The sequence below is a fragment of the Arthrobacter agilis genome (assembly GCF_002953615.1).
GTDB lineage: Bacteria > Actinomycetota > Actinomycetes > Actinomycetales > Micrococcaceae > Arthrobacter_D > Arthrobacter_D agilis_B.
Genome location: NZ_CP024915.1, coordinates 1,601,325 through 1,614,452 on the forward strand (window position 1 = coordinate 1,601,325; position 13,128 = coordinate 1,614,452).

Here is a 13,128-nt window from a genome sequence, read left to right on the forward strand (position 1 = left end):
ACCGAGCAGGGCCGGCCGCCTCGGGCCGCTCCTCCCCCGTCTCCGGACGGGAGCCGGCGCCGTCGTCCGGCCGACGTTGTCGCCGGACTCCCGGCGGTGCAGGCCTACTGCTGCGCGTTGAAGGCTGCCTCCGCCAGGACCGGGATGAAGTTCCGGGCCAGCCACTCGATGCTGAGGGGTGACTCCATGATCATGGCCGCACCCATCTCGTCCTTCGGTGCGATGACGACCTGGGTCGCCTCGTCGAGATCAGGGCCCAGTTCGTCGGCCAGTTCCTGGGACCGCTGTCGTTCCGCGACGAGGACCAGGACCTCCGCCCGGAGTTCCTCCGCCTGCGCGCGTGGCCAGCGGAGCTGCCCGACACGACCGAACACGTCGTCCTCGACCTCGCCGGCGTTCTCGATGCCGGTCGGAAGTGGTGCCGGCCGCAGGCCGAATTCGCCGAGGAGGTTCGCAGGGCCGGACGCCTCACCGTAGACGGCGAGATCGGCTCCGGCCACGGGAAAGGCCTCGACGACCAGGACGGTGACCCCTGCCAGATCAGGGTAATCGGAGACCGACGCCGGGATCGTCCGCTCCGTGTCCCGGACGAGGTCGGCGCCCTCGTCGGCACGTCCGATCGCCCGCGCGACGACGTCGACCGTCTCACGCCAGGTGGGCTTCCCCGCCGTCGTGCCGTGGACGACCGGGGCGATCTCCGAGAGCTGATCGTACTGGGCCCGCGTGATGTCGGCGCCGAGGGTGAAGATGAGGTCGGGCTCGAGCTCCTCGATCGCGGCGAGGGAGAGGTCGAGCTCGTCCGCGTAGAGGACCGGCATCAGCGTCTCCTCGGCGATGCGCCGGAGGTTGTACCACGGTGTGGCGTTCGATCCCGGCATGCCGACCGGTGCGATCCCGAGCGCCAGGCAGACGTCCGCGGCGGCGAAGCCGAAGGTCGCGATGCGCAGGGGCTGCTTCCGGACGGTGGTGGTCCCGAACCGGTGGGCGATGTCGACCGGGAAGGCACCCGCGTCGCTCCCCGGTTCCTCGCCGGCGCCGGTGCACGCACTGACGACGAACGGCAACCCCAGCATCCCCAGCATGACGGTCCGACGGCTCATCGCAGGAGATGCCTTGCGGGCGCTCTCGTCTCTCACAGATCTTCCTCTCGTGAATCCTGGCAGTCCCGGCGATTCCCGAGGTGCCCGACGGCGGACGCCGTCTGGTGGGGACCTCCTAGTGGTCCCTCGCGCGTTGTCTCAGCTCCGAGACGACGGATGACACCTCGCCGTCCTTCACCAGCCGGCCGTTCTCCAGGAGGATCCCGCGTTCGCAGACGCTCGACACCAGGTCGAGGTCGTGACTGACGACGATGAGGGTCTTGCCCGCCGCCGCCAGCTCCCGGATCTTCGCCAGGCACTTCCGCTGGAAGGGCTCGTCCCCGACGGCGAGGATCTCGTCGACCAGGAAGATGTCCGGATCGGTGTGGACGGCGATCGAGAACGCGAGCCGGAGGTACATGCCGGACGAGTAGAACTTGACCTCGGTGTCGATGAACTCACCGATCTCGGCGAACTCCACGATGGAGGCGAACCGTTCCTCGATGTCCCGCTGGGACATGCCGAGGATGGCGCCGTTGAGATACACGTTCTCCCGGCCGCTGAGGTCGTGGTGGAAACCGGCCCCGACCTCGATCAGCCCCGCGAGGTGGCCCCTCGTGCGGATCACCCCGGCGTCCGGCTGCAGCACCCCGGAGATCAGTTTGAGGAGGGTCGACTTGCCCGACCCGTTCAGCCCCAGCAGCGCGACCGTCTCACCGCTCCGCACGGTGAAACTGATGTCGTCGAGCGCGTTGAACTTCTGCACGAGATCACCGTGCCGCCCGCGGACGAACCAGACGAACGCCTCCTTCAGCGATCGGGTGTGGCGCAGGACGAAGCGTTTCTGGAGTCCGGTGGCGACGATCGCATCGGTAGGCATTCTCAGAGCTCCTGGGCGAAGTTGGCCGACAGGCGCCGGAAGACGAATTGGCCGAGGAGGAGGATCAGCACCGACACGACCGCGGCCGTGGGCACCCATACGGCGAGGATGTCCGGCATCAGCGCAGGGCCGGCCGATGCGGCGTCGAGCGTGGGGACCCAGAACCCGTAGTGGAACAGCTCCACCGCCACGGTCATGGGATTCAACTGGTAGAGGAAGAACCACGGGCCGAGGGCGTCGCTGACCAGGTTCCAGCTGTAGAGGACCGGGGACGCCCAGGTGACGACCATGAGGATCATGTCGACGAGGTTCTCGGCGTCGCGGAAGTAGACGTTGACGGCCCCGAACAGCAACCCGAGCCCGGTGGCGAGACAGGCGACGATGAGGAACCCGACGAGCACCAGGAACAGCTGCAGGACGTCCGGACGCCAGCCGACGATCAGGCAGGCACCTCCGAGGACGAGCACCTGAGGGAAGAAGTGGACGGCCGAGACCCAGACCGCCGACATGGGGAACAGTTCCCGAGGGAGGTAGATCTTCTTGATGAGGTCACGGTTCTCGACGATCGACCGCGTCGCGTTGCCGAAAGCCTCCGTGAAGAAGTTGATGAGCACGATCCCGGAGAAGAGGTAGACGGCGTAGTTCTCCGTCGTGCCCTGCAGATTCAGGAAGATGCCGAGTGCGACGTAGTACACGGAGAACTGCAGGAGCGGCTTCAGGTACGACCAGAGGAGGCCGAGCACCGATCCACGGTAGCGGACCCGGATCTCCTTTCGGACCAGCAGGCGCAGCAGGAACCGATTCCGGAGGACGGCGGTGAGCCCGCCACCGGCACCGGGTGTCTGCATGGCACTCGGCGGACCTGCTGCGGATCCTCGCATGCCGCTGCTCAATCTGCCGTGTCTCCCTCGGTCTCCTTCGAGAACCGCCGGAAGGTCTCGTTCCACGCCTGGCGGCTGGTGAACCCGGGCAGGGCTTCCCGATACTGTCCCCTCAGTTCGGGCCAGTTGCTCACGAGCCTCCAGTGCCGTGACACGGTCTGGCCGAGGAGGGAGAAGAACATCTTCCGGTCGCGGCGGTACCACGACGCTCCCGTCCCGTCCGACGCGGTGACCAGCGCGGAATCGAAGCGGGTGAGGCGCCACCACCGCGCATCCATGGCCGGCACCTCGACGGTGGGGCGCTCCGCGGCGTCGGCGGACACCCGCCGCGGCTGGGACGCCATGGCGAGAGCTGCACGTACCAGAGATTCGAGGACCGTCGCGGGCTCCTGGATGTTCTGGTGGCTGTTCCGTTCCCGGACCTCGGGGAAGTCCGAGATGTTCGGCAGCACGCGCGCATCCGTGAAGTCGCGACGGGTCGTCCGGACCCACTGCAGCCGCTCCCCCAGGGTCGCGTGGAGATGTCCCGGTCCCTCGAGGACGTCGTCGAGCGCCTTGACGCGGACGGCGACGGCGGAATACTGCATCGAGAGGAGATGCCGTACGTCGAGTGCGAAGCTCTCGAAGGGCATCCGGCCCCCGCGATCGAAGGGTGAGTGGCTGAGCGCCGCGACCCACCGGTTGCGCTGGTGGTAGTACGCCTGCCAGTCGATCGTGTCGTCCTTCTCCGTCCAGGGCATGTGCCAGACCGCTGCACCCGGCAGGGTCACCGTGGAGAAGCCGGCCTTCTGCGCCCGGACCCCGTACTCCGCATCGTCCCATTTGATGAACACGGGCAGGGCGAGCCCGATCTCGCGGACGATCTCCAGCGGGATCAGGCACATCCACCAGCCGTTGTAGTCGACGTCCACCCGGCGGTGCATCCAGGGCGTCATCCTCAGATTGCGCTCGGCGAAATCGTGGCCCTCGAGACTCTTCGCCGCGGGTCCCCAGAAGAACCTCCGTCGGTCCACCTGCTCGCCGAAGGTGTGCAGGACCGACCTCTCGTAGAGGTTGAACATGTGGCCACCCACGATGGTGGGGTCGGTGGTGAAGTTCGCGAAGTGCAGGGCGCGGAGGATGCCCTCGGTCTCGATGCTCACGTCGTCGTCGAGCAGCAGGACATAGCCGCTGTCGTCCGCCCGCAGGGCTTCCTCCATCCCTCGCGCGAAACCGCCCGACCCACCGAGATTCGCCTGCTCGACGAGGCGGAACCTCTCGCCCAGCCGTGCGGCTGCCGACGCGTAGCCGTCCTGGTCCGCGACCAGATCGTTCCCCTGGTCGACGATGATCAGGCGGTCCAGGACCTCGAGCAGGTCGGCATCGTCCGCGAGCGTCGTCATGTGCCGTACCGCGTACTCGGGGCGGTTGAAGGTCGTCACGGCGATGGACAGGGACCCGTGGCTGCGCGCCGACGCGGCGGGCACGGACCAGTCGGCCCGGGTGAGCAGCACCTCTTTGTCGTGCGCGACGAGGTCGAACCAGTACCAGCCGCCGTCGACGAATGCCGTCAGCGGCAGATCGAAGACCAGCTCGCCGTTCCCCGTCGTCGTCGCACTGTCGACCCTGTTCGACGTGCCGCGTGGACTGGACCGGTACACGATGACCGACGCCTCCGCGCCGTCCTCGACGCCCACTTCGACCCGCAGGCGGACGGAGCGTACCGGGGTGTGACGGCGCCAGTAACTGGCCGGGAAGGCGTTGAAGTAGGTCCCGAGGGAGACCCGCTGGTGGGCCGGCAGCTTGAGGCTCGATCGACCGACGATGAAGTCGGACCGCTGGTGGCTCAGGGCGGGAGGCGTGGCTGCCGTCTTCGGCGCCCCCTGCCGGATCGCCCGGCGCGAGGGGTCGACGACCCGTCGCGCGGGGCTGAAGTCCACGTACAGGGGAAGGACGTCGGTGTCGCCCTCGACCGGGAGGACGACCTTATGGACCACCTGGAGCACGGCGCTGTCGGATCCCGTCCTGCTGCTGCTGTCCTGGGTCGCTCCGATGGTCACGCGTCGACTCCGCCACTCTCGAATGCCTGCCCGCTGGTGAAGTGGGGGGTGACCTTGTTGTCGAACATGCTCAGGGCGGATCCGATGGCCATGTGCATGTCGAGGTACTTGTAGGTCCCAAGCCGGCCGCCGAACAGGACCGACTTCTCGCCCTTCGCCAGGTCGCGGTAGGCGAGGAGCTTCGCCCGGTCGTCGGTCGTGTTGATCGGGTAGTAGGGCTCGTCGCCCTTCTCCGCGAACCGGGAGTACTCGCGCATGATGACCGTCGCGTCCTTGGTGTAGTCCCGTTCCGGATGGAAGTGGCGGAACTCGTGGATGCGGGTGAAGGCGGCGTCCTCGTCGGGGTAGTTCATCACCGAGCAGCCCTGGAAGTCCTCCATCGGGAGGACTTCCTCCTCGAGGTCGATGGTGCGCCAGGACAGGTCGCCTTCGGCGAAGTCGAAGTACCGGTCGACGGGTCCGGTGTAGACGACGGGCACCTGGCCGAGGGTCGTCGAGCGGGAGTACTCGTGGCCCTCGTCGAAGAAGTCCGTGTTCAGGTGGACGTCGATGTTGGGGTGGTCAGCCATCCGCTCGATCCAGGCGGTGTAGCCGTTGACCGGCAGGCCCTCGTACTTGTCGTTGAAGTACCGGTTGTCGTAGGTGTACCGCACCGGGAGGCGGGAGATGATCTCGGCCGGGAGGTCCTTGGGATCGGTCTGCCACTGCTTGCCCGTGTAGTACTTGATGAACGCCTCGTAGAGGGGGCGCCCGATCAGCTGGATGCCCTTGTCGTTCAGGTTCTGCGGATCCGTCCCGGCGAGTTCTCCGGCCTGCTCCTGGATGAGGGCGCGCGCCTCGGTGGGGCCGAGCGCCGAGCGGAAGAACTGGTTGATCGTGCCGAGGTTGATCGGCATGGGATACACCTCGCCCTTGTGGCGGGTGTAGACCTTGTGCACGTAGTTCGTGAACTCGGTGAAGTTGTGGACGTAGTCCCACACCCGCTCGTTCGAGGTGTGGAACAGGTGGGCGCCGTAGCGGTGCACCTCGATCCCGGTCCGGGCCTCGTTCTCACTGTAGGCATTGCCACCGATGTGGTGACGCCGGTCGAGCACGGCGACTTTGAGGCCGAGCTGGGTGGCCGCCCGTTCAGCTATGGTCAGGCCGAAAAAGCCCGATCCAACGACAACGAGGTCAACGTTCACAAATGCTCCTGGGTTGATTCGAACAACGGACATGCCCGTTCAAGGCTACCCGACGGGAGCCACGGACCTTCCAACGATGGGAGTCGGTGGGCGTGCGCCTGCACGGCCACCGGACCTGCGACCGGCCTACAGCTGGACTGCCTCGTCGAACCTCTGGGCGAAGATCGGCGTCAGGGATCGGAGGTAGGTGGCGCTGACGTGGTTCTCGTCGATGTACACGAAGATGTTGCCCACGACGGCCGGGCAGTCCTCGGCCCGGCACAGGTAGTCGGTGAAGTCGAGGAATGCGACGTCCGGAGCCTGCTCGAGCAGCTCGTCGACCGGGGGCCGATCGCTGAGGGTCGCGGTGCGGGCAGGATTGCAGTCCGGGCTCTCCGCCCCCTGCGATTCGACGCACAGGACCCTGTCGGTCGTGAATCGCGGGTTGTCACGGACGGCCACCACCTGGATGCCGTTGTCGTCGAGCATCCTCGCGGTCTGCGCGAAACCGGCCGGCAGGACGTCCTGGGGGTCGTCACTGCGCGCGACGGTCCCGACCGTGTAGACGAGGTCGGGTGACTGGTCGAGCACATAGTCGGTGACCGCTGCATTCCACTGCTCGCATTCGGGCGTGCGTCCCTCCGGGCCCGCACCGTACTTGCAGCCTCCGAGGAGCACGAAGGTCATCTTCCATCCCCGCTCCTGGGCCATCTGGGCCAGCGGGACGGACCACTGCTGGGAATGCGAGTCGCCCACGACGACGATGTCGAGCACCGGTGCTGATGGCGGCATGATGACGTTGCAGTTCTTCCGCAGCAGTTCGTCGTCGGGTTCGTCCTCCCCGTCGCAGAACCGGTCGAGCTGGAAGTACTCCTTGCTCAGCTCGGTGGTCGCGGGGATGGGTGGCACGTTCTCGGGAGCGGACAGGTTCAGGAGCGGGTCCAGCACCAGCGCACCCGGGTTGTTCGTGTCGGCATTCGCGGCGATCTCCCGGGCCTGCTGCGTGATTGCCTGCTGCCAGAGGGTCAGCGGTGCCGCGACGAGCGCCACGCTGACGACCAGCACCATCACCGCGCGACGGCGTCGCCTGTCCGCCCACGCCAGTGCCCGCATCGGCCGTTCGACGAAACGCATCGTGGCATAGGCCAGCACCAGGGACACCGCGATGACCAGGAACCCACCGAGCACGCCGGGTGACGTCCTGTCCTGCCAGACGAGCGCCAGCACGAGGACCGGCCAGTGCCACAGGTACAGCGCGTAGGACAGATCGCCCATGCGGACCAGGGGTTTCGAGGAGAGGAAGCGGTCTGCTCCCATCGGGCTGTCCGTCTGTCCGGCCACGATCACGAGGGCTGCGGCCACCAGGGGCCACAGTGCCACGTATCCCGGGAACTGGCCCTGGACGTCGAGGAGGAACCCGCCGCTGAGCATCGCCGCGACGCCGGCCCACCCTGCTCCGATGCGCAGGGCGCGCGGCAGGCGGATGAAGGGCAGGGCCAGGGCGAGCAGGGTGCCGAAGGCGAACTCCCACAGACGCGCCCGCGTGTCGAAGTAGGCGTAGGCCTGGTTCGTGTAGGTCTCCCAGACCGAGAACGCGAGCGATGCCACGAACAGGGCCCCGAACACCAGCAGCACGACACCGCGGAACTTCAGCCTGTATCGCCGCGCCAGCACGGAGCTGGCCAGGAACAGCAGGGGCCACAGGATGAACACCTGTCCCTGGACCGAGAGCGACCAGAAATGCTGCAGGGGGCTCGCGAGGCTGTGGTCCTCCGCGTAGTAGTCGACGGCATCGGACGCGAGCACCCAGTTCTGCGCGTAGAACAGGGAGGCCCACGACTGCTCGATGATCCCCGGCCAGCGCGACTGCGGGACCAGCACGTAGCTCGCCCCGAGGACACCCACGATGACGACGACGACGGCCGGCAGCAGCCGCTTGAACTGGTGCAGCCAGTGCCGGACCAGGTCCAGCGGCTTCCCCGACTCCACCTTGCGGAGGAACGACAGGGCCAGGAGGAAGGCCGAGATCAGGAGGAAGACGTCCACGCCGCCCGACACGCGGCCGAACCAGACGTGGTAGGACACGACCATCAGGACGGCCAGGGCCCGCAGGCCCTGCACTTCGGGGCGGAAACCCCGATCGCTGCTGCGTCTCCCACTGCGGGAGAGGGCAGCAGGACTGACGTCAACGACTGCCATGGCGGGCTTTCAGGGTAGGCACGATGAACGATTGTACCGGGAGGACCTCCACGATCCCGGCAAGGCGCCCCCGGCTTTCGGCGCCGACGGCACCCGGCCTGCTCCGATGACGCCCCGGCCCTTGTCCACAACGCACCCTGCCGGCCCGACGCACACCCGGACCGACCCTAGCCTCGGAGGCACCGTCGTCCCAGGAGGCTCCATGGACCTGCACGTCACCCTCGCGAGCAGTCCCCCGCACAGCTCTCCCACGCGGGAGATCGTCGTGGACCCGGAGGTGCTGGGGACCGGCAGCGCGCTCGCCGACCAGCTCGAGGCGGCCGGCTACAGCGGACCGTTCTCGGTGGACGGCCGGCCCCTGGACACACTGGTGCCGCACACCGGAGCCCTCGTCGACGGGGCGATCATCGTGGCAGGGCCGCTCGGGCGAGCACCCGGACCGCCGCCCGTCCCCCACCTGGTCTTCGTGGTGCGCGCGGGTCCCGACGCGGGGCAGGTGATCCCGCTCACGCGGGGTGGCTACACGATTGGACGTGCCGGCAGCGACATCGTCATCGCCGATCCGTCCCTCTCCAGGCGGCACGCCCTCCTCACCATCACGGCGGACTCAATCCTGCTCGAGGACCTGGGGTCGGCGAACGGGACGTTCGTCGACGACGAGCGGATCATCGGCGCCGGCATCACCGTCTCCGCGGGGCTCCGGTTCGGCGCGAGCCGGTGCCGGATCGAGCTCATGGACGATGCGGGGTGGGTGCCCGGACCGGCGCCGGACATCCTCGAGCCCCTGGCCGTCGGACAGGACCTCCCCCGCCGCCCATCCCGCACCATGGTCCTCACCGCGCTGCTACCGCTCGTCCTCGGTGTCGTCCTGGCCCTTGCCACCGGGATGTGGTTCTTCCTCGCCTTCAGCGCCCTGTCCGCCGGAACCGGCCTCGTACCCCTGCTCGCGTACCGCCGTCAGTCCCGGGATTTCGCGTGCGCCGTGCGAACCGCCGCGGAACGGGACCGCGACCGGCGTACCCGCGCTGTTCCCGAACCCGGCCAGACGGCCCTGGACGCCCTGCGGGCGCTGCGCCGGCGACCTGGACCTCCACCGCGGTCACGGTCGCCCGCACCGGACCCGCTCCTGCTGAGGCTCGGCACGGCGGATCAGCCGGCCCGCCTCGCGACCGGGCCGACCGGTGCGCCCTTCGTCCCGCCGATCCTTCCCGGACTGCCGCTGCACCTGCCGTGTCCCGCGCGGACGGATGCCCCTGGCAGCCAGCAGGTCACCATCTCGGGCGAGGACGGGGCCGTGCAGGCCCTGGCTCGCGCCGTGCTCCTGCAGGTGGCTCATCCGGCGTCCGGCGGCGCGCCCATCATCTGCTGGGGATCGGTCCCGGATCTTCCGCAGGCCGCCCGCTTCCTCCCGAACGTCCGCCTCACGCGGGATCCCGTCGTGCTCGCCTCGCTCCTCGGGGAGCACGGAGTCCGGCTGGTCCTCCAGTTCTCCGACGACCTGCCCGACCTGCCGGAGCTCACCGGGCTGCCCCTGGTGTGGTTCGCTGCCCGGGGCGCTGCCGCGGAGGCGGCACCGCCGGGTGGGCACCTGACCATCGGTGCGGGAACTGCCCGGGCCTCCATCGGTGGATGCGAGTACGACGTGGTGCCGGACGGCGTCTCCGCGCAGGTCTTCGAGCGGACGGCACGGGCACTGGCACGGGCGGCAGCGGACGGAGCAGGATCCGCGGGCGTCGACCGGCCCGATGTCCGGTCGGTCCGTGGCACGGTCCCGCGGTCCGTCTCCTTCTGGGACGGGCAGCTCACCCCGGACAGCCTCGTCCGAACAGCACGACGCCGCTGGTCGACGGCAGACGCCGGACGACCGGTCGCCCACGTCGGCGAGTCGGCGACCGGCCCCGTCCTCATCGACCTGGTGGTGGACGGCCCGCACCTCCTGGTCGCCGGCACCACCGGCTCCGGGAAGTCGGAGTTCCTGAGGACCCTGGTGCTGGGACTCGCGGTGGACCAGCCGCCCCGGCAGCTGGCACTGCTGCTGATCGACTACAAGGGCGGCGCAGCCCTGGGTCCGCTCGCAGCGCTTCCCCACTGCGTGGGTAGCCTGACGGACCTGTCCGTCGAGTCGACGGCTCGGGCCCTCACCTCGCTGCGCGCCGAGCTGGGACGCCGTGAACGCCTGTGCGCCGACCACGCCTCCTCCGACCTGGACGAACTACGCGGGGTGTCGCCGTCCTCGTGTCCGCCACGACTGGTCGTCGTGATCGACGAGTTCCGGATGCTGAGCGACGACGTCCCCTCGGCCGGTGCCGACCTCCTGAAGCTCGCCGCGCTCGGCCGCTCCCTGGGCGTCCACCTCGTCCTGGCGACACAGCGGGTGCAGGGCGCGGTTCCGCCGGATATGCGGGCGAACCTCACCTCGACAGTGCTGCTGAGGGTCCAGACGGCCATGGAGTCCCAGGAGCTGCTCGGATCCGGGGTGGCAGCCGATCTGCCCGTCGGCACCCCCGGCAGGGCTTTCCTGCGCCGGGGGGCGGAGCCGCCGGTCGCCTTCCAGGTGTCATCCTGCTCGAGCACCGCCGCGGCAGACCTCTCCGCCGGGTGGCAGGACCTGGTCACCTACCTCGGCGGCGGCGCACGCGAAGAACCGGCGGAACCGCGCCCTGCCGCGGGCAGCGGACGGGAGCCACCCTCCGATCGGCGACCGACCAGGACGGGACGCGCCACCCCTGGATCGGGTCAGGATCGCGGCGCCCTCGAGCATGCGGCGGCGGCGCTCGCCGAGGCCGCAGCCGGCATGGCGGCCGGGCGTCCGGCTCGGCCGATCCTCCCTCCGCTGCCGACCTCCGTCGGACCGGCTGCGTGCGCCGCCCTCCTGCCGGCCGACCCGTCACGGGAAGCGGCGTCCGCAGCGGGTGCGCTGCTCGGCATCGCCGATCTCCCCGACCGCCAGGCACAGCGAATCCTGCAGTGGCGGCCGGCGGACCATTCGCACCTGGCGCTGGTCGGTCTGCCCGGCAGCGGTGGGACGGAGGCTCTCGGAGGAGCGGTGGCATCCCTGCTGGACGCGGACCCGGATCTCCACCTGTACCTGCTCGACGGCGACGGGAGCCTGTCGGGATCCGCGCTCCTGCCCCAGGTCGGCGCTCATGTGCCGTCACTCGAGACGCGGCGTGCCGCCCGGGTGCTCGAGCGGCTCGCCGCACTGCACGTCGAGCCGCCGGAGGACCTCCCGCGGATCGTCCTCGCCATCACCGGATGGGGCCGGTGGAGCAGCCAGTTCCGCAGCGGTCGTTCCGCACGGGCGGAGGAGGACCTCCTGACGATCGCGCGGGACGGCAGCAGGATCGGGGTGGCCGTGCTCGTCGCCGGGGACCGCGACCTGACCACGTCGCGGTTCTTCGCCCTGCTGCCGAACCGCGTCTACCTGCCCCTCGGCGCGCACGCCGAGAGCACGCTGACCTGGCCGACGATACCGGCGCTCGATAAGGTGGCGGGTCGCGGGCTCGCCCAGGGACGCATCACGGGCAGCTGGGGGGATGCAGCATGCCAGCTGGCGCTCGGGCCCTCCCCCGCCCGTCACGCTTCCCGCCCTCCTGCCCGCCGCCCGTTCCCGGTCCATCCGCTTCCGCGGACCGTCATGCTCGAAGCGCTCGTCCACCGGGGTGGCGGGGATCTGGGCGGACGGCACGACCTCCTGCTGGGAGTCTCCGGCGATGACCTGTACCCCTACTTCGTCTCCCTGAACCCGGGCGAGGCGTACCTGGTGCTGGGGCGTGCATCCTCCGGCCGCACGAATGCCCTGGAGGTGCTCTCCGCGGCCTCGGCGTCCAGCGGATCCCACCGCGTCCCGGTGGCACCACCGCCGGGCATCGGAGCCGCACAGTTCTGGCGGGGCATCGCGGACCCCGGCTCCGCTGCCTGCCGGCCGGAGCATTGCATCCTGGTGGTCGACGACGCGGACACCCTTCCGGCCGATGTGCACCGGGTGCTCTCGGAGTTCGTCGCCCGCGGTGCCGCGGCCGTCCTGTCCGCGGCACCCGGGCCCATGCTGATGGCGCGTGTGCCGCTCTCGCTCCAGGCGCGCAGCACAGGCCGGGGCTTCGTCCTGGCGCCGAGGTCGTCGGGCGACGGCGACTTCTTCGGGGCCCGCTTCGACCTGGACACGCCACCCGTACCCGGACGGGGATACGCCTGCGATCCGGCGGGAGCCGTCGAGGTCCAGGTCGCCTGCGCCGCCACGCGGTGGACACCCGGTCCCCCGCCTCCGAGCAGGCCTACAGGGTCCGCCCGTCCCCCGTGGGCCGCGCCGTGAAACCGACGACCGGCTTCGAGAACAGGGTCACGATGACGGCGGCGGCGGGGACCATGAGTGCGAGCCCGATCACCGGGTTCCCGGAGGAGAAGAAGGGGAAGGCGAGGATCACCAGGAACAGCTGGACGACGAGTGACGGGGACCGGGGCCACCGGAAGCCGGCGACGAGTTTGCGGGCCATCACGGCCAGAGCCGCGGCGACCAGCAGCAGCAGGACAGCCAGGAAGACCGAGCCTCCCACGGACACCGGATCGGCCGCGAAGACCGTCCCGAGAGAACCGACGGCGAGGACCACGAGCGCTACCGCCTCGAGGACCAGGACGGCGGCGATCAGGACGACGCCGCGAGGTCGGTTCGAGGAATGCGGGGCTGGGTCTGTGGCCACTCTCGAACCCTACCCGACGGGCCGGGCGCCCTCCTGGCCGACGAAAGGCGGCGGTGCTGTGACAAACCACTCACCCATCCGATCAATTAGGACGGTAAAACCCCTTGTTTACCCAGTAGTAACGTGACAGCCTTAAAAGCAGTGCAAACCCGGGGGCCCACGTCGGCCCCTTTACTATGAGCCCCCTCGT

8 protein-coding genes are annotated in these 13,128 nt (G+C 69.3%); 1 reads left to right on the top strand and 7 read right to left on the bottom strand.

From position 1 onward, the window contains the following. Positions 1-104 precede the first annotated feature (104 nt). The 6 genes from CVO76_RS07710 to CVO76_RS07735 all read right to left on the bottom strand — a co-directional run bounded on the left by CVO76_RS07710 (position 105) and on the right by CVO76_RS07735 (position 8,241). The gene (locus CVO76_RS07710) at positions 105-1,136 is read right to left on the bottom strand and encodes an ABC transporter substrate-binding protein (RefSeq protein WP_208741549.1); all 1,032 of its coding nucleotides are present in this window, start codon (positions 1,134-1,136) and stop codon (positions 105-107) included. A 79-nt stretch (positions 1,137-1,215) separates the two neighbouring features. Then, a complete protein-coding gene (locus CVO76_RS07715; RefSeq protein ID WP_133080919.1) occupies positions 1,216-1,959 on the bottom strand; it encodes an ABC transporter ATP-binding protein in 744 nt (247 codons plus the stop codon). Between the two features lie 2 nt (positions 1,960-1,961). After that, positions 1,962-2,807, bottom strand: coding sequence for an ABC transporter permease (locus CVO76_RS07720; protein WP_133080920.1), 846 nt, complete (start codon positions 2,805-2,807; stop codon positions 1,962-1,964). Between the two features lie 41 nt (positions 2,808-2,848). Then, on the bottom strand, positions 2,849-4,879 hold the full coding sequence (locus CVO76_RS07725) for a glycosyltransferase (protein WP_208741550.1): 2,031 nt from the start codon (positions 4,877-4,879) through the stop codon (positions 2,849-2,851). Beyond that, entirely contained in the window at positions 4,876-6,063 is a 1,188-nt protein-coding gene (gene glf / locus CVO76_RS07730; protein ID WP_208741551.1) for a UDP-galactopyranose mutase, read from the bottom strand. Before glf ends, CVO76_RS07725 begins: the two co-directional genes overlap by 4 nt. Before the next feature lie 126 nt (positions 6,064-6,189). Then, positions 6,190-8,241 carry an acyltransferase family protein gene (locus CVO76_RS07735; protein WP_208741552.1) on the bottom strand — a complete coding sequence of 684 codons (2,052 nt, stop codon included), beginning with the start codon at positions 8,239-8,241 and terminating at the stop codon, positions 6,190-6,192. A gap of 202 nt (positions 8,242-8,443) precedes the next feature. On the opposite strand from CVO76_RS07735, the gene CVO76_RS17505 reads away from it, so the two are divergent. Beyond that, positions 8,444-12,553, top strand: a complete 4,110-nt coding sequence (locus CVO76_RS17505) for an FtsK/SpoIIIE domain-containing protein (protein ID WP_208741553.1) — start codon at positions 8,444-8,446, stop codon at positions 12,551-12,553. Here CVO76_RS17505 and CVO76_RS07745 read toward each other — a convergent pair. After that, on the bottom strand, positions 12,516-12,938 hold the full coding sequence (locus CVO76_RS07745; RefSeq protein WP_208741554.1) for a hypothetical protein: 423 nt from the start codon (positions 12,936-12,938) through the stop codon (positions 12,516-12,518). The two genes, CVO76_RS17505 and CVO76_RS07745, sit on opposite strands and share 38 nt — an antisense overlap. Positions 12,939-13,128 lie beyond the last annotated feature (190 nt).